Here is an 18198-nt window from a genome sequence, read left to right as displayed (position 1 = left end):
AGCGTGAGGGAAACGCCCGGTTACATTCCGAACCCGGAAGCTAAGCCTTACAGCGCCGATGGTACTGCAGGGGGGACCCTGTGGGAGAGTAGGACACCGCCGAACAATTCTTCAGAGCGGGTCCCCGAACTTCGGTTCAGGGACCCGCTCTTTTGCGTTGTCCGTCACTTCGCGTTCACGTTGCCGGACCAGCATCCCAGCCATGAGTACTGCTGGAATGCTCACGGCCGCGGGTGTCGGCCGCGGTGACGAGGTCATCGTGCCGGCGTTCGGCAACATCGAGGTGGCCGAGGCCGTGACCTCTGCGGGTGCAACGCCGGTCTTCGCGGACATAGACCCGGCGACGTACTGTCTGGAGCCGGTGGCCGTGGAGGCCGTGGTGACCTCCCAGACCGTCGCGGTCGTCGTCGTGCACCGGTTCGGACGGCCGGCCGACGTCGCCGCGCTTCACGAGCTCGGGCAGCGGCACGGTCTACTGGTGCTGGAGCAGGGCGAGTCCGAGACGCCGTACGCCGAGGTGGCGCAGCGGCGGGAGCGGGCGGCGTACCTCGACAGGCGGCTGCGCGGCGTGCGTACGCCCGCGGACTGCGGCAGGCACACCTATCAGCAGTACGTCGTGCGGGTGCCGGGGAACGGGCGGCCAGACCGCGATGCCTTCGCACGAGCCCTGCGGGCCAGGGGAGTTGAGTGCCGAATTCCGGTGAAGACGCCCGTGCACCGTATGCCGGCGTTCCGGCGCGACCTGTGTCTGCCGGAGACCGAGCGGGCCGCCGACGAGACGCTGTCCCTTCCGGTGGACGCGTCCCTGACCAAGCGTGAGATGAACAGGATCGTCTCCGCGTGCAACGGCCTGGGTGGACTGCTGCAGCCCGCTTTCTGACCCGGTGCCCGGTGGTTGGGAGCACACGTCAGTTCGGGGTATGATCTATTCCGTTGCCGCGAGGGAAACCTCGGAAAAGGCGACAGGCCCCTATAGCTCAGTCGGCAGAGCGTCTCCATGGTAAGGAGAAGGTCAACGGTTCGATTCCGTTTGGGGGCTCCGATAAAAGGCCTCGCCCTGCAGGGCGAGGCCTTTTTCATGCCCGGACCATGGGGGACACGTACGCGCCGGACCATCAGTCCTTGGGAAGGTCCGGGACGCGCATCGCCAGAATCGCCATGTCGTCCGACGGGGCGTCGGAGGCGAAGCGTTCGACCGCGCGCATGATGCGGGCCGCCACCGCGCCCGCCGTAAGACCCGTGCAGGTCGTCAGCACGTCCGCGAGACCGTCGTCGCCCAGCATGCGCCGGCCCTCGCGGCGTTCCGTGACGCCGTCCGTGACGCACAGCAGGACGTCGCCCGGGTCGAGGGTCACCGTCTGCTCGTACAGCTCCAGGTCCTCCATGACACCGAGGAGCGGCTGCGGTTCGGCCGCCGGTTCCACCGTGCCGTCCTGGCGCAGCCGGAGCGGCAGCGGATGGCCGGCGCACACCACCTTCAGCACCGCGCTGCCGTCCTCCTGCGGCCACAACTCGCCGTAGAGCAGGGTCAGGAAGCGGCTGCGGGCGCCTTCGTCGAGGATCGCGGAGTTCAGGCGCTCGAGGACGGCAGGGCCGCCGAAGCCCTCGCGGGCCAGCAGGCGCAGGGCGTGGCGGGCCAGACCCGTCACCGCGGCCGCCTCCGGTCCCGTACCGCACACGTCGCCGATGGCGAAGCCGTAAGCGCCGTCGCGGATCGGGAACAGGTCGTAGAAGTCGCCGCCGACCTCGTTGCCCTCGCCGGCCGCGCGGTAGATGACCTCGACCTCGACCCCGTCGATCTGCGGCAGTCCCGGCGGGAGCAGGCTGCGCTGGAGGGACTGGCTGATGGCCGTGCGCTCCGAGTACAGCCGGGCGTTGTCCAGGGCCAGGGCCGCCCGGCGGCTCAGGTCCTCGGCCAGTTCCAGGATCTCCTGCCGGAAGTGTTCGTCCGTCGGCTTACCGAGGGTCAGCATGCCGATGACGCGGTTGCGGGCCACCAGCGGCAGTACGACCGTCTCGCCGCCCACCGCAGAGGCCGTCGCCAGTGTCGTACCGATGCCGGCGCTGACCGTGGCGGGCTCGCCGAGGCCGAGGCTCCGCATGGAGGTGCGCAGGGCCGCCTGATGGGCCGCCTCCGCGGGGGCCGTCCAGATGCGGGCGCCCGGTGTCGGGATGGGCTCCGGGGGCGGGATCTTGGACAGGAGGGCCTTGAGGCCGTCGATGCGGTCCTCGTCCTCGTGCAGGACGTAGGAGAGGTACGGCTCGGAGGCCTGGTCGGCGATCGTGTACACGGCGCACCAGGTGGCCAGGGTGGGGATCGTCATCTGGGCCATCAGCGCCAGCGTCTGGTCCCGGTCCAGGGTGCCCGCGAGGAGGTCGGAGGCTTCCACGAGGAAGCTCAGGGAGCCGCGGCGCAGGCGTTCCAGCTCGCCGAGGCGGGCCGATTCCACGGCGAGGGCGATGCGGTCGGCCGCGAACTGCAGGCGCAGGGCCTCCTCGTTGGAGTAGCGGGAGGGGGCCTCGGCCGCCACGCCGAGGGAGCCGGTGAGGCGGCCCTCGACCTTCAGCGGGACCGTCACCACCGAGCGCATGCCGGTGCCGTTCAGCAGCGGGACGGCGCCCGGCACGGCCGTCAGGTCGTCGTGCACGGCCGGCATGCGGGCCGAGCCGTAGCGGCCGGGGCCGGCCTCGACGGGGACGCGGGCGAAGCGCTGGCGGGCGGAGGGCAGGCCCGTGGAGGCCCGTACCTCCAGCTCCGTCTCGTCGTCGGTGGCCAGCAGCAGGAAGGCGGCGTCGCCGTCGAGCATGTCGCGGGCGCGTTCCACCGTGCGCTGCAGCAGGCCGTCGAGGTCGTCGGGTGCGGGGGAGCCGATGAAGACCTCGAAGGGGTCCGCTGCCTGCCCGTCGGCGGCCGTGGTCGTGTCGGGGGCCGGGCCGCGCAGCGGGGTCTGCAGGACGGCCCGCTCGTGGTCGCGCACCAGCAGGCAGACCGTGGACGGCTCGCCGGCCGTGTCGCGTACGCGCAGGTGGGAGGCGTAGACGGGGGTGACGCGGCCGTCGGCGCCGCGGATGCCGTAGCTGCCCTCCCAGCGGGAGAGCTGGAGGGCCTCGGCGACGCCCGTGCCGATGCCCGGGGTGTGCGGCCAGGCCGCGAGGTCGGTGAGCGGCTTGCCGGTGACCTGCTCCGCGGCGTATCCGAACAGTTCCTCCGCGTCCTCGTTCCAGGCGGTGATGCAGCCGGAGCGGTCGATCTGGACGACCGCGACGCGGACCCGGCCGTCGGCGAGCGGCAGGAGGTCGGCGGGGAGGGCGGGGCCCGCCGCGCGGGTGCCGACCGGGCGCTCGGGGAGGTCGAGCTGGAACCAGACCTGTTTGTGCGTGGGGGTGTACTCCACCCCCCAGCGGCCCGCCAGGGCGGCGCAGAGCTGCAGGCCGCGGCCGCCCTCCCGGTCGGGGCTGCCCATGTCGATCGCGGTCGACTGCAGCGGGATCTCACGCTCCGGATACCGGTCGGCGACCTCGATGCGCACGCCGTCGTCACTGCGCAGGCACAGGACGTCCGCGGCGGTGCCCGCGTGGACGACGGCGTTGGTGACGAGTTCGCTGGTGAGGACCACGGCGTCGTCGACGATGTCGGCGAAGCCCCAGCCCTGGAGGGTGTCGCGGACGAAGGACCGGGCGCTCGCCACCGATCGTCCGACGGGCTCGAAGCTGGCGGCCGCGCGCGCGGTGATCACAGAACTCCTCGTCCGGTTCTCGACGTGCAGGGCTCCCGGGCCGACCCCCTCCTGCCGAGGCAGTGGCTCGTCGTCCCTCTGCCGGGGATCCTGGGGTGGTCCCCCGGGATGCAGTCCGGTGGTCATGGTGCGGTGCCCCTCCGATGCCTGCCCGCTCATGGTCGTGCCACCGCCCAGGCCGGTCGACCGCTGCGGCTGGACAGCCGCATGCAAGGTTACTTACCTTCGCCGTCCATGCGGATGCCGGTCGCCGGTGTTTACGTCCGGAGGGTGTGCGGAGCGTGTGCGAAGCTGCCGAACTGTTATGGCCTGGTTCCGGCATGGTGAAACACTGGGCAAGCTTCTAGGAGAAGGTCCGGCAGGCCGAGTGTCTTCTGCCACGCCGGGCAGGAGCGCGCGTGTGCCTGGCTGGATCGGGCAGGACTACGCATCGGTAACCGGTACGTCGAGCAGTACCCCTGAGCACAGCAGTGATGGTCGACCCCTGCGGGAGGGACACAGTGGAGTCTGGCGCAGCGACGCGTGGCACGAAGACGCGCGCGAAAGGCGGACAGTCCCTGAGCAACCAGCGCGCGGGGCGCAATGGAACCACCACGGTGGACACGGCGGCCCTGAACCGGCTGCTGGCGGCCCTGGTGTCGATGAGGGACGGCAACTTCCGCAAGCGGCTGACCGTCTCCGGTGACGGGGTGATGTCCGAGATCGCCGCCGTCTTCAACGAGGTGGCCGACCGAAACCTGCATCTGACCGGTGAGCTGGCGCGGGTGCGGCGTGTGGTCGGCCGTGAGGGCAAGCTCACCGAGCGGCTGGAGACGGGGGCCTGCGAGGGCTCCTGGGCGTCGGCGATCGAGGCGTCCAACGCGCTCGTGGACGATCTCGTCCGGCCCGTCTCCGAGGTCAGCCGGGTGCTGTCCGCAGTGGCCGAGGGCGATCTGTCGCCGCGCATGGAGCTGCGGACGCCGGGTCCGGAGGGGACGGGGCATCCGCTGCGGGGCGAGTTCCTGAAAGTCGCCCGTACCGTCAACAATCTGGTCGACCAGCTGTCGACGTTCACCGACGAGGTCACGCGGGTCGCGATCGAGGTGGGCACCGAGGGCAAGCTGGGCGGACAGGCCCGGTTGCGCGGTATGTCCGGTTCGTGGAAGGACCTGACGGAGTCGGTCAACACGATGGCGTACCGGCTGACCGCGCAGGTGCGGGACATCGCGCTGGTGACGACGGCGGTCGCCAAGGGTGATCTGTCGCGCAAGGTCACGGTGCACGTCGCCGGCGAGATGCTGGAGCTGAAGAACACCGTCAACACGATGGTGGAGCAGCTGTCCGCGTTCTCGTCCGAGGTGACGCGGGTGGCCCGCGAGGTGGGCACCGAGGGCATCCTCGGCGGTCAGGCGCAGGTGCCGGGCGTCGCCGGGGTGTGGAAGGACCTCACCGACTCGGTGAACGTGATGGCCGGCAACCTGACGGCCCAGGTGCGCGGGATCGCGCAGGTCACCACGGCCGTCGCCAACGGTGACCTGTCGCAGAAGGTCACCGTGCCGGCGCGCGGCGAGGTCGCGCGCCTCGCCGAGACGATCAACCAGATGACCGAGACGCTGCGGATCTTCGCGGACGAGGTCACGCGCGTGGCCAATGAGGTGGGCGCCGAAGGCCAGCTCGGCGGGCAGGCGAACGTGCCGGGTGCGGCGGGAACGTGGAAGGACCTCACCGATTCGGTGAACACGGTCTTCCGGAATCTGACCACCCAGGTGCGGGACATCGCCGCGGTGACGACGGCGGTGGCCAACGGCGACATGTCGCAGAAGGTCACGGTCGACGTGGCCGGCGAGATGCTGGAGCTGAAGAACACCGTCAACGGCATGGTCGACCAGCTGTCGGCGTTCGGCGCCGAGGTCACGCGGGTGGCGCGGGAGATCGGCGTCGAGGGCGAGCTGGGCGGTCAGGCGCAGGTGCCGGGCGCGGCCGGTACGTGGAAGGACCTGACGGACTCCGTCAACACCGCTTTCCGCAACCTCACCGGTCAGGTGCGCAACATCGCGCAGGTGACGACGGCGGTGGCCAACGGTGATCTGTCGCAGAAGGTCACCGTGGACGTCTCCGGCGAGATGCTGCAGCTGAAGAACACCGTGAACACGATGGTGGACCAGCTGTCGAGCTTCGCCGACCAGGTGACCCGCATGGCCCGGGACGTGGGCACGGAGGGCCGCCTGGGCGGCCAGGCCCGCGTGGACGGTGTGTCGGGCACGTGGAAGGAGCTCACGGACTCCGTCAACTCGATGGCGTCCAACCTGACCGGTCAGGTGCGTAACATCGCGCAGGTGACGACGGCCGTGGCGCGCGGCGATCTGTCGCAGAAGATCGACGTCGACGCGCGCGGGGAGATCCTGGAGCTGAAGAACACCATCAACACGATGGTCGACCAGCTCTCCGCCTTCGCCGAGCAGGTGACGCGGGTCGCGCGCGAGGTGGGCACGGAGGGCCGGCTGGGCGGTCAGGCGCAGGTGCCCGGCGTGGCCGGCGTGTGGCGGGACCTGACGGACTCCGTGAACGGCATGGCGGGCAACCTCACCGCGCAGGTGCGCAACATCGCGCAGGTCGCCACCGCCGTGGCGCGCGGTGACCTGTCGCAGAAGATCACCGTGGACGCGCGCGGGGAGATCCTGGAGCTGAAGAACACGCTGAACACGATGGTGGACCAGCTGTCGTCGTTCGCCCAGGAGGTCACGCGCGTCGCCCGTGAGGTCGGTACCGAGGGCATCCTGGGCGGTCAGGCCGAGGTGCAGGGCGTCTCCGGTACCTGGAAGGACCTCACGCAGTCCGTGAACGGCATGGCGAACAACCTGACCATGCAGGTCCGCAACATCGCCGAGGTCACGACCGCGGTCGCCAAGGGCGACCTGTCCAAGAAGATCACTGTCGACGCCAAGGGCGAGATCCTCGAACTGGTCACCACCGTCAACACGATGGTCGACCAGCTGTCGTCGTTCGCCGAGCAGGTGACGCGGGTGGCCCGCGAGGTGGGCACCGAGGGCATCCTGGGCGGCCAGGCGCACGTCCCGGGCGTCACGGGCATCTGGAAGGACCTCAGCGACAACGTCAACCTCATGGCCAACAACCTGACCATGCAGGTGCGGAACATCTCCCAGGTCGCGGCGGCGGTCGCCAACGGTGACCTGACGCGGACGGTGACGATCGAGGCGCGCGGCGAGGTCGCGCAGCTCGCCGACACCTTCAACACGATGGTCAAGACGCTGAGTTCATTCGCCGACCAGGTCACCAAGGTGGCCCGCGAGGTGGGCACGGACGGCATCCTGGGCGGTCAGGCCTACGTGCCGGGCGTGGCCGGCACGTGGAAGGACCTCACCGAGTCCGTGAACCAGATGGCGTCGAACCTGACCGGCCAGGTGCGCAACATCGCCATGGTGACCACGGCCATCGCCAAGGGCGACCTGACCAAGAAGATCGACATCGACGCGCGCGGCGAGATCCTGGAGCTGAAGACGACCATCAACACGATGGTCGACCAGCTGTCGTCGTTCGCCGAGGAGGTCACGCGCGTGGCCCGCGAGGTGGGCACGGAGGGCCAGCTCGGCGGCCAGGCACGCGTGCGTGACGTCGACGGCACCTGGCGGGACCTCACGGAGTCCGTGAACGAGATGGCCGGGAACCTGACCCGGCAGGTGCGCGCCATCGCGCGCGTGGCGACCGCGGTGACGCGCGGCGACCTCAACCTGAAGATCGACGTGGACGCCTCCGGGGAGATCCAGGAGCTTCAGGACTACATCAACAAGATGATCGCCAACCTGCGCGACACCACGATCGCGAACAAGGAGCAGGACTGGCTCAAGGGCAACCTGGCCCGCATCTCCGCGCTGATGCAGGGCCGCCGCGACCTGGAGGACGTGGCCTCGCTGATCATGAGCGAGCTGACGCCGGTAGTGTCCGCGCAGCACGGCGCGTTCTTCGTCGCCATGCCGCTGGTCGACGGCCAGGACGTGAGCGCCGAGAACGAGGACCAGTACGAGCTGCGCATGCTGGGCTCGTACGGCTACTCGATGGGCTCCATGCCGACGTCGTTCCGGCCCGGTGAGGCGCTGATCGGGACGGCGGCCGAGGAGAAGCGCACCATCCTGGTGGAGAACGCGCCCAGCGGCTACCTGAAGATCTCCTCGGGGCTCGGGGAGGCTCCCCCCGCCCAGGTGATCGTCATCCCGGTGCTCTTCGAGGGGAAGGTGCTCGGCGTCATCGAGCTGGCGTCTTTCACTCCGTTCACGCAGATCCAGAAGGACTTCCTGAACCAGATCGCCGAGATGATCGCGACGAGCGTCAACACCATCTCCGTCAACACCAAGACGGAGGTGCTGCTGAAGCAGTCGCAGGAGCTGACCGAGCAACTGAGGCTGCGGTCGGAGGAGTTGGAGCAGCGGCAGAAGGCCCTCCAGGCGTCCAACGCCGAACTGGAGGAGAAGGCCGAGCTGCTGGCCCAGCAGAACCGCGACATCGAGGTCAAGAACACCGAGATCGAGGAGGCGCGGCAGGTCCTGGAGGAGCGCGCCGAGCAGCTCGCGGTGTCCATGCGCTACAAGAGCGAGTTCCTCGCCAACATGTCGCACGAGCTGCGGACGCCGCTGAACTCGCTGCTGATCCTGGCCAAGCTGCTCGCCGACAACGCCGAGGGCAACCTCTCGCCGAAGCAGGTGGAGTTCGCCGAGACCATCCACGGCGCAGGCTCGGATCTGCTGCAGCTCATCAACGACATCCTGGACCTGTCGAAGGTCGAGGCGGGCAAGATGGACGTCTCGCCGACGCGGATCGCGCTCGTCCAGCTCGTCGACTACGTGGAGGCCACCTTCCGGCCGCTGACCGCGGAGAAGGGCCTGGACTTCTCGGTGCGGGTGTCGCCGGAGCTGCCCGCCACGCTGCACACCGACGAGCAGCGGCTGCTGCAGGTGCTGCGCAACCTGCTGTCCAACGCGGTGAAGTTCACCGACACCGGGGCGGTGGAGCTGGTCATCCGGCCTGCGGGCGGCGACGTCCCGATGGCCATCCGGGAGCAGCTCCTGGAGGCCGGCTCGCTGCAGGACGCGGACGCGGAGATGATCGCGTTCTCCGTGGCCGACACCGGCATCGGCATCCCGGCCAGCAAGATGCGCGTGATCTTCGAGGCGTTCAAGCAGGCCGACGGCACCACCAGCCGCAAGTACGGCGGTACGGGCCTCGGACTGTCCATCTCGCGGGAGATCGCCCGGCTGCTCGGCGGTGAGATCCACGCGCAGAGCGAGCCCGGCCGCGGCTCGACGTTCACCCTGTACCTGCCGCTGCACCCGAGCGAACTGCCGCCGCACGGCTACTCGCAGCTCGCGCCCACCATGGAGGCCGGTGAGCTGCTGGCGTCCGAGGCCGAGCTGTCCGCGCCGGACATCGAGACCCCGGCCGAGGTGAAGTCGTACCAGGAGACCCAGAACGGGCCCGCGGCGCTCTTCCGGCGCCGCCGCAGGGCCGTGACCGCGGGCCGCGGCGGCGCGGGCCACGACCAGGCCGGCGGCGAGCCGCAGGAGGGCGCGCTGCCGCGGCAGGGAGTGCGGTTCGACGGCGAGAAGGTGCTGATCGTCGACGACGACATCCGTAACGTCTTCGCGCTGACCAGCGTCCTGGAGCAGCACGGTCTGTCGGTGCTGTACGCCGAGAACGGCCGTGAGGGCATCGAGGTCCTGGAGCAGCACGACGATGTCGCGGTCGTGCTGATGGACATCATGATGCCGGAGATGGACGGGTACGCCACGACCACCGCGATCCGGCGGATGCCGCAGTTCGCGGGGCTGCCGATCATCGCGCTGACGGCGAAGGCGATGAAGGGCGACCGGGAGAAGGCCATCGAGTCGGGCGCTTCCGACTATGTCACCAAGCCGGTCGATCCCGATCATCTTCTGTCGGTGATGGAACAGTGGATGCGCTCGGAGTGAAGGGTTGGCGGAGAACACCTGCCGTTCACGCGGAGTTGCCGCGTGAGGGCGGTGGGAGCCGTGTAGAAGTGCGGTGTGCGGGGAACCTTCTGTTCTCCTGCCGCGTTTCTGCTATGTGCACAGTGACATCGCGGTGACAGGGTGTGGCGACAGGCGGGGTGCGGCTACGATGACCGGCACAAGGACGGGCGGCGCAAGGGAGTCGTCCCCTGGGGCGGCGCCGGGCAGCGTCGTCCTGAGTCCTGTGGACCGGGGAGGCCCCAAGCCGGGGCGAGGAGGGCGGGCCATGGTGCAGAAGGCCAAGATCCTCCTGGTCGATGACCGGCCGGAGAATCTGCTGGCGCTGGAGGCCATCCTCTCTGCGCTCGATCAGACGCTGGTCAGGGCATCGTCCGGGGAGGAAGCGCTCAAGGCGCTGCTGACGGACGACTTCGCGGTGATCCTGCTGGACGTCCAGATGCCGGGCATGGACGGCTTCGAGACCGCCGCGCACATCAAGCGGCGCGAGCGGACCCGGGACATCCCGATCATCTTCCTGACCGCCATCAACCACGGACCGCACCACACCTTCCGGGGGTACGCGGCGGGTGCGGTGGACTACATCTCCAAGCCGTTCGACCCGTGGGTGCTGCGGGCGAAGGTCTCCGTTTTCGTCGAGCTGTACATGAAGAACTGCCAACTGCGGGAGCAGGCGGCCCTGCTGCGACTCCAGCTGGAGGGCGGGAAGCCCGGGGGCGGCGACAGCAAGGAGTCGGCGGGCATCCTCGCCGAGCTCTCGGCGCGGCTCGCGGCGGTGGAGGAGCAGGCGGAGGCGCTGTCCAAGCAATTGGACGACGAGTCGGCGGACGCGGCCGCGGTGGCGACGGCGGCCCATCTCGAACGCAAACTCACGGGCCTGCGCAGGGCGCTGGACGCATTGGAGCCGGGGACGGGCAGCGGGGCGCCGTCGCTGCCTTCGCAGAACTGACGCAGGGCCGGGTCCGGGGCGGTGCGATGAACGCCCGATTGAGCGGATGTCAACTTGGTGCGTCTCCTGAGGCGACACGAACGGGTGAAGCTGCAGGGGCGCGTGTTCCCTGCCCTTTCCCCCGGTAATCTCACACCCATGGCCCCACGTCCCGCAGCCAAGAAGTCGCCCGCGAAGAAGGCGGCCGCTCCGAGGAAGGCTCCGGCGAAGAAGGCCCCCGCCAAGAAAGCCGCCGCGAATAAGGCGCCCGCCAAGAAGGCAGCGGCGAAGAAGCCCGCCCCCGCGCCGGCGCCCAACCCGACCGCGGGCGTGTACAGACTCGTACGCGCCCTGTGGCTCGGCGCCGCGCACGCCGTCGGAGCCCTGTTCCGCGGCATAGGGCGGGGTGCGAAGGGGCTCGACCCGGCGCACCGCAAGGACGGTCTCGCGCTGCTGCTGCTCGCGCTGTCGCTGATCGTCGCCGCCGGCACCTGGGCCAATCTCCGCGGTCCCGTCGGCGCCCTCGTCAAGATGCTGGTGACCGGCGCCTTCGGCCGCCTCGACCTGCTGGTGCCGCTGCTGCTCGGCGCGATCGCCGTGCGCCTGATCCTTCACCCGGAGCGGCCGGAGGCCAACGGCCGCATCGTCATCGGCCTGTCCGCGCTCGTCATCGGCGTGCTCGGCCAGGTGCACATCGCCTGCGGCGCCCCCGCCCGCAGCGACGGCATGCAGGCCATAAGGGACGCCGGCGGGCTCATCGGCTGGGCCGCGGCCACCCCGCTGACGTACACCATGGGCGACGCCCTCGCCGTGGCGCTGCTCGTCCTGCTCACGTTCTTCGGCCTGCTCGTCGTCACCGCCACCCCCGTCACCGCCATCCCGCGGCGGCTGCGCCGGCTCGGCATCCGGCTGGGGCTCCTGCACGACCCGGCGGACGAGGTCCCGACCGAGGACGACGAACGCTACGACGAGCAGTGGCGCGAGGCGCTGCCCCGCACCCGGCGCCGCGGCCCCGCCCCCGACGTGTACGACCCGGAAGGAGCCGAGCAGGAGGCGCTCTCCCGGCGCCGCGGCCGTCCCCGGCGCCCCGCGGTGCAGCAGCCCGCCATGGGCAGGGAGATGGACGCCGTGGACGTCGCGGCGGCCGCCGCCGCGGCCCTGGACGGTGCCGTCCTGCACGGGATGCCGCCGTCCCCGGTCGTCGCCGACCTCACCCAGGGCGTGAGCGTCTCCGACCGGGAGCCGACCACGCCGACGCCCGTGCCGGCCGCGCGCCCCCAGCCGCAGGAGCGCCCCCAGCCGGAGGCGCCCGCGTCCCCGGCCGCGGTGCCCGACCTGACGAAAAGGGCCCCCGAGGAGCCCCGCGAGCTGCCGCCGCGCGCCGAGCAGCTGCAGTTGTCCGGCGACATCACCTACGCCCTGCCCTCCCTGGACCTGCTCCACCGGGGCGGCCCCGGCAAGGCGCGCAGCGCCGCCAACGACGCCGTCGTCGACGCGCTCACCAACGTCTTCACCGAGTTCAAGGTCGACGCCCGCGTCACCGGCTTCACCCGCGGCCCGACGGTCACCCGGTACGAGGTCGAGCTCGGCCCCGCCGTGAAGGTGGAGCGGATCACCGCGCTCACCAAGAACATCGCGTACGCCGTCGCCAGCCCCGATGTGCGGATCATCAGCCCGATCCCCGGCAAGTCCGCGGTCGGCATCGAGATCCCGAACACCGACCGGGAGATGGTCAACCTCGGTGACGTGCTCCGTCTCGCCGAGTCCGCCGAGGACGACGACCCGATGCTGGTCGCCTTCGGCAAGGACGTCGAGGGCGGCTACGTCATGCACAGCCTGGCCCGGATGCCGCACCTGCTGGTCGCCGGCGCCACCGGCTCCGGCAAGTCGTCGTGCATCAACTGCCTGATCACCTCGGTCATGATGCGCGCCACCCCGGAGGACGTGCGCATGGTCCTCGTCGACCCCAAGCGGGTCGAGCTGACCGCGTACGAGGGCATCCCGCACCTGATCACGCCCATCATCACCAACCCCAAGCGGGCCGCCGAGGCGCTCCAGTGGGTCGTCCGCGAGATGGACCTGCGCTACGACGACCTGGCGGCGTACGGCTTCCGGCACATCGACGACTTCAACGAGGCCGTCCGCAACGGCAAGGTGAAGCCACAGGAGGGCAGCGAGCGGGAGCTGCAGCCCTACCCGTACCTGCTGGTGATCGTCGACGAGCTGGCCGACCTGATGATGGTCGCGCCCCGGGACGTCGAGGACGCGATCGTGCGCATCACGCAGCTCGCGCGCGCCGCCGGCATCCACCTGGTGCTCGCCACCCAGCGGCCGTCCGTGGACGTCGTCACCGGCCTGATCAAGGCCAACGTGCCCTCCCGGCTCGCCTTCGCCACCTCCTCCCTGGCCGACTCGCGGGTCATCCTCGACCAGCCCGGCGCCGAGAAGCTGATCGGCAAGGGCGACGGGCTCTTCCTGCCGATGGGCGCGAACAAACCGGTGCGCATGCAGGGCGCGTTCGTGACCGAGGAGGAGGTCGCGGCGGTCGTCCGGCACTGCAAGGAGCAGATGACGCCCGTCTTCCGGGACGACGTCGTGGTCGGCGGCAAGCAGAAGAAGGAGATCGACGAGGACATCGGTGACGACCTGGATCTGCTGTGCCAGGCCGCCGAGCTGGTCGTCTCCACCCAGTTCGGATCCACCTCGATGCTCCAGCGCAAGCTGCGCGTCGGTTTCGCCAAGGCCGGACGTCTGATGGACCTCATGGAGTCGCGGAACATCGTCGGCCCCAGCGAGGGGTCCAAGGCACGTGACGTTCTTGTGAAACCCGACGAGTTGGACGGCGTGCTCGCCCTCATCCGTGGGGAGTCTCAACCGTAGGGATCCGGACGGTCCCGGGCCGCGCCGCGAGGGCCGGCCGAGCCGGTCCGAGTGCGCCCCCGGCGGGCCGCTCGGACGCTCGGTCGTGACCCACTCGTAAGTGTTCCGTGAGCAACCGTTTCCCGCCATCGGACGTCAAGTTGAGAGAGGACGGACGAGTCTCTCGGCATCAGGATGACCGGCCATTCTGATGGCGTACAAAGTCCTACCGCCCGGTTGCCCCACCCTTTCGTACCCCTCCTAGACTGAACTTCCAGCACAGGTGGCTACACGCTCGAAAGGCGCCCCCGTGTCCATCGGCAACTCCCCTGACGGCAACTCCCCTGAGGACGCGCGCCCGTTCGAAGACGGCCGTGACGACGCCTCCGCGTCGGACCGCCCCTCGATCGGCCGAGCCCTGCGACAGGCGCGGCTCGCGGCCGGGCTGACCGTCGACGACGTCAGCAACGCCACCCGGGTCCGTGTCGCCATCGTGCACGCGATCGAACAGGATGACTTCGCCCCCTGCGGCGGCGACGTCTACGCCCGCGGTCACATCCGTACGCTCGCGCGCGCGGTGCACCTCGACCCGGCCCCGCTGCTGGAGCAGTACGCCGCCGAGCACGGCGCACGGCCCGCCCCGACCCCGGCGGCCCCGCTGTTCGAGGCGGAGCGCATCCGGCCCGACCGGCGGGGGCCCAACTGGACCGCTGCCATGGTCGCCGCCATCGTCGTGGTGATCGGTTTCGTCGGGTTCACCCTGATCAAGGGGACCGGCAGCTCGGACACCGTCGACACGCCGGTCGCGAAGGGCCCCACGGCGAGTGCCGGGAAGTCCGCCTCGCCCACCCCGAAGAGCAGCAAGCCCGCCGACCAGAAGCCCGAGCCGTCCGAGAGCGCCATCGCGGCCGCGCCCCGGGACAAGGTGACGGTCCAGGTGAGCGCCGTCGACGGCCGCAGCTGGATCTCCGCCAAGGACCACAACGGCCGGAGCCTCTTCGACGGGCTGCTGAAGAAGGGGGACTCCCAGACCTTCCAGGACAAGCAGAGGATCGACCTCGTCCTCGGCGACGCGGGCGCCATCCAGCTCTACGTCAACGGCAAGAAGATCCAGGACGACTTCAAGCCCGGCCAGGTGGCGCGCCTGACCTACACCAAGGGCGACCCCGTCACCGGCTGACCGAGCGGCGCTCAGCAGTGATCAGGGGGACTCAACGGGCATGGACACACGGGGTTGGCCAAGATCGGCCAACCCCGTCGACGTGGGCTGTCAGCGGGACGAAGTAGTCTTGAGCCCATGCCTGAACGCCGTACCGTCGCACTCGTCACCCTTGGCTGCGCCCGTAACGAGGTGGACTCGGAGGAGCTCGCAGGCCGTTTGGAGGCGGACGGCTGGCAGCTCGTGGAGGACGCCGAGGACGCGGACGTCGCCGTGGTGAACACGTGCGGCTTCGTCGAGGCCGCCAAGAAGGACTCCGTGGACGCCCTCCTGGAGGCGAACGACCTCAAGGGACACGGCAGAACGCAGGCCGTGGTGGCGGTCGGCTGCATGGCCGAGCGGTACGGCAAGGAGCTCGCCGAGGCCCTTCCCGAGGCCGACGGCGTGCTCGGGTTCGACGACTACGAGCACATCTCCGACCGGCTCCGGACCATCCTGTCCGGCGGCATCCACGCCGCCCACACCCCGCGCGACCGGCGCAAGCTGCTGCCGATCAGCCCCGCGGAGCGGCAGTCGGCGGCCGACGTGGCCCTGCCCGGGCACGGCGCCCCGGCCGACCTCCCCGAGGGAATCGCCCCGGCCTCGGGCCCCCGGGCGCCCCTGCGCCGCCGTCTCGACGGCTCCCCGGTCGCCTCGGTGAAGCTCGCCTCCGGCTGTGACCGGCGCTGCTCCTTCTGCGCCATCCCGTCGTTCCGGGGCTCCTTCATCTCCCGCCGCCCGAGCGACGTGCTGAACGAGACCCGCTGGCTGGCCGAGCAGGGTGTGAAGGAGATCATGCTGGTCTCCGAGAACAACACCTCCTACGGCAAGGACCTGGGCGACATCCGCCTCCTGGAGTCCCTGCTGCCGGAGCTGGCCGAGGTGGACGGCATCGAGCGGGTCCGCGTCAGCTACCTCCAGCCGGCCGAGATGCGCCCGGGCCTGATCGACGTGCTGACCTCCACCCCGAAGGTCGCGCCCTACTTCGACCTGTCCTTCCAGCACTCCGCGCCAGGGGTGCTGCGCGCCATGCGGCGCTTCGGCGACACCGACCGCTTCCTGGAGCTGCTCGACACGATCCGCGGCAAGGCACCCGAGGCGGGCGTGCGCTCCAACTTCATCGTGGGCTTCCCCGGCGAGACCGAGGCCGACCTGGCCGAACTGGAGCGCTTCCTGAACGGCGCCCGGCTGGACGCGATCGGTGTCTTCGGCTACTCCGACGAGGAGGGCACGGAGGCCGCCACGTACGACAACAAGCTCGACGAGGACGTCGTCGCCGAGCGCCTGGCCCACATCTCCCGGCTCGCCGAGGAACTGGTGTCACAGCGCGCCGAGGAGCGCGTCGGTGAGACCCTCCACGTGCTCGTCGAATCGGTGGGCGAGGACGACGACGAGGTCGCCGCGTCCGGCAGGGCCGCGCACCAGGCGCCCGAGACGGACGGCCAGGTGCTGTTCACGAGGGGCGAGGGGCTGAGCGCGGGACGTATGGTCGAGGCGAAGGTGGTCGGTACGGAAGGTGTCGATCTGGTGGCCGAGCCCCTTGCGGGGGCGCTCGGGTGTCCTGAGGAGGCGGGCAGATGACCGGAATCCCAGCCTCCGCGGCGGGTGGCTCCTCCGGTGCGCGCGGAGCGGCGTCCACGCCGGGTGCCTCGGGTGCGACCGGCAGGTCCGGGGCCAAGCCGGCCAAAGGGCCCGGCGGTGCGTCGGTCGCCAAGTCGGACAGGCGTCCGGACGGCCCGGACGCACCCCGGGGCTCCGGCCCGGCACCCCGGGGCTCCGGCCCGGCCGACGGGCAGGAGGGCGTACGACCGGCGCGGGGCGGCAAGCTGACGGCCGCCGCGGTCAACCAGGCCAGCGTCTGGAACGTCGCCAACCTCCTGACGATGCTCCGCCTGCTCCTCGTGCCGGGCTTCGTCGCGCTGATGCTGGCCGGCGGCGGGTACGACCCGGCATGGCGCTCGCTCGCCTGGGCCGCCTTCGCCGTCGCCATGATCACCGACCTGTTCGACGGCCATCTGGCACGCACCTACAACCTGGTCACCGACTTCGGGAAGATCGCCGACCCCATTGCCGACAAGGCGATCATGGGTGCGGCCCTGATCTGTCTGTCCGGGCTCGGCGATCTGCCGTGGTGGGTGACGGCCGTCATACTCGGCCGGGAGCTGGGCATCACCCTGCTGCGCTTCGTCGTCATCCGCTACGGGGTGATCCCGGCCAGCCGGGGCGGCAAGCTGAAGACGCTGACGCAGGGCGTCGCCGTCGGCATGTATGTGCTGGCACTCACGGGGTGGCTGGCGACCCTGAGGTTCTGGGTGATGGCCGTGGCCGTCGTGCTGACCGTCGTCACCGGGCTCGACTACGTGAGACAGGCCATTGTGCTGCGCAGGCGCGGCATCGCCGAGCGCCGCACCGCGGCCGAGGAGGCGGAACGGTGAATTCCATGGCCGCCGAGCTGCTGCGACTACTCACGGTGAGAGGTGAGACCCTCGCCGTCGCCGAGTCGCTGACCGGTGGCCTGGTGGCCGCGGAGCTCACGGCTGTGCCCGGCGCCTCCACGGTCTTCCGCGGCTCCGTGACCGCGTACGCCACCGATCTCAAGCGGGACCTGCTCGGTGTGGACGGTACCCTGTTGGATACCCGTGGCGCGGTGGACCCGCAGGTCGCGGTTCAGATGGCGGTCGGCGTGCGCAAGGCGCTCGGCGCGGACTGGGGCCTCGCCACAACAGGAGTGGCCGGCCCCGACCCACAGGACGGACAGCCCGTCGGCACGGTCTTCGTGGCCGTCGCCGGGCCCTTCGAAGAGGTTTCCGACGAACTTGGTGGCGAGAAAGTGGCCTCCCTGCGGTTGAACGGCGACCGTGCGGAAATCCGTATGGAGAGTGTACGGAGCGTGCTCGCACTGCTCCTGGAGCAGCTTGCGGGCGAACAGACCGGGAACGAGCGGGCACAGGATACGGAACAGAACGGGGGGACTTGATGTTTGCAGCTTTCAGTGAACACAACAGCGCTCCCCGCACGGCCGCGGCGCAAGGCGGTACGGTGGGGCGAGAAGGATGCGGCTACGCGGTCCGAGGAGGGAGCCACCGATGATTCTGCTCCGTCGCCTGCTGGGTGACGTGCTGCGTCGGCAGCGCCAGCGCCAGGGCCGTACTCTGCGCGAAGTCTCCTCGACCGCCCGAGTCTCGCTCGGCTATCTCTCCGAGGTGGAGCGGGGGCAGAAGGAGGCGTCCTCCGAGCTGCTCTCCGCGATCTGCGACGCGCTGGACGTACGGATGTCCGAGCTCATGCGGGAAGTGAGCGACGAGCTCGCGCTCGCCGAGCTGGCACAGTCGGCGGCGGCCACCGATCCGGTGCCCGCACCGGTGCGTCGCCCGATGCTCAACTCCGTGTCCGTCACCGGTGTCCCGCCGGAACGGGTCACGATCAAGGCGCCCACCGAGGCAGTGGACGTGGTGGCCGCCTGATCCTCACGCGCGGGAGCGGGTGAGGCGGCAAGCT

Annotated in this window: 10 protein-coding genes, 1 tRNA gene and 1 rRNA gene; 11 read left to right on the top strand and 1 reads right to left on the bottom strand. The window is 70.3% G+C overall.

The genetic code is table 11. The annotated features are described in order from the left end of the window. The 3 genes from rrf to ACFYZJ_RS03045 form a co-directional block, all read left to right on the top strand. A 5S ribosomal RNA gene (gene rrf, locus ACFYZJ_RS03055) occupies positions 1-105 on the top strand; the annotation flags it as partial. Positions 106-217: 112 nt separating this feature from the next. Continuing rightward, positions 218-880 (top strand): DegT/DnrJ/EryC1/StrS family aminotransferase, encoded by a 663-nt coding sequence (locus ACFYZJ_RS03050; protein ID WP_388562224.1) that lies wholly within the window; start codon positions 218-220, stop codon positions 878-880. Between the two features lie 86 nt (positions 881-966). Beyond that, positions 967-1039: transfer RNA gene (locus ACFYZJ_RS03045), tRNA-Thr, on the top strand. Between the two features lie 76 nt (positions 1040-1115). On the opposite strand, the gene ACFYZJ_RS03040 is transcribed toward ACFYZJ_RS03045, so the two are convergent. Further along, positions 1116-3863: a SpoIIE family protein phosphatase gene (locus ACFYZJ_RS03040; RefSeq protein ID WP_388562222.1), complete on the bottom strand. Its 2748-nt coding sequence runs from the start codon at positions 3861-3863 to the stop codon at positions 1116-1118. Positions 3864-4237: 374 nt separating this feature from the next. Here ACFYZJ_RS03040 and ACFYZJ_RS03035 point away from each other — a divergent pair, with 374 nt between their 5' ends. The 8 genes from ACFYZJ_RS03035 (at position 4238) to ACFYZJ_RS03000 (ending at position 18164) form a co-directional block, all read left to right on the top strand. Beyond that, a complete protein-coding gene (locus ACFYZJ_RS03035; RefSeq protein ID WP_388562173.1) occupies positions 4238-9697 on the top strand; it encodes a HAMP domain-containing protein in 5460 nt (1819 codons plus the stop codon). A gap of 286 nt (positions 9698-9983) precedes the next feature. After that, complete coding sequence (locus tag ACFYZJ_RS03030) at positions 9984-10664, top strand: two-component system response regulator (RefSeq protein ID WP_388562171.1); 681 nt, start codon at positions 9984-9986, stop codon at positions 10662-10664. Positions 10665-10802: 138 nt separating this feature from the next. Beyond that, a complete protein-coding gene (locus tag ACFYZJ_RS03025; protein WP_388562169.1) occupies positions 10803-13523 on the top strand; it encodes a DNA translocase FtsK in 2721 nt (906 codons plus the stop codon). Positions 13524-13812: 289 nt separating this feature from the next. Next, a complete protein-coding gene (locus ACFYZJ_RS03020; protein ID WP_388562167.1) occupies positions 13813-14682 on the top strand; it encodes a helix-turn-helix domain-containing protein in 870 nt (289 codons plus the stop codon). A gap of 117 nt (positions 14683-14799) precedes the next feature. Then, positions 14800-16281, top strand: a complete 1482-nt coding sequence (rimO, locus tag ACFYZJ_RS03015; RefSeq protein ID WP_388562165.1) for a 30S ribosomal protein S12 methylthiotransferase RimO — start codon at positions 14800-14802, stop codon at positions 16279-16281. Continuing rightward, on the top strand, positions 16278-17135 hold the full coding sequence (pgsA, locus tag ACFYZJ_RS03010) for a CDP-diacylglycerol--glycerol-3-phosphate 3-phosphatidyltransferase (RefSeq protein WP_388562163.1): 858 nt from the start codon (positions 16278-16280) through the stop codon (positions 17133-17135). Before rimO ends, pgsA begins: the two co-directional genes overlap by 4 nt. Further along, positions 17132-17677, top strand: a complete 546-nt coding sequence (locus ACFYZJ_RS03005) for a CinA family protein (protein WP_388562161.1) — start codon at positions 17132-17134, stop codon at positions 17675-17677. Before pgsA ends, ACFYZJ_RS03005 begins: the two co-directional genes overlap by 4 nt. Before the next feature lie 109 nt (positions 17678-17786). Beyond that, positions 17787-18164 carry a helix-turn-helix domain-containing protein gene (locus tag ACFYZJ_RS03000; protein ID WP_388562159.1) on the top strand — a complete coding sequence of 126 codons (378 nt, stop codon included), beginning with the start codon at positions 17787-17789 and terminating at the stop codon, positions 18162-18164. Positions 18165-18198: the final 34 nt, after the last annotated feature.

The sequence above is a fragment of the Streptomyces sp. NPDC001848 genome (assembly GCF_042891915.1).
Lineage (GTDB): Bacteria > Actinomycetota > Actinomycetes > Streptomycetales > Streptomycetaceae > Streptomyces.
The sequence above is the reverse complement of the archived record's forward strand: the minus strand, read 5'-3'. Positions and strand labels throughout refer to the sequence as shown.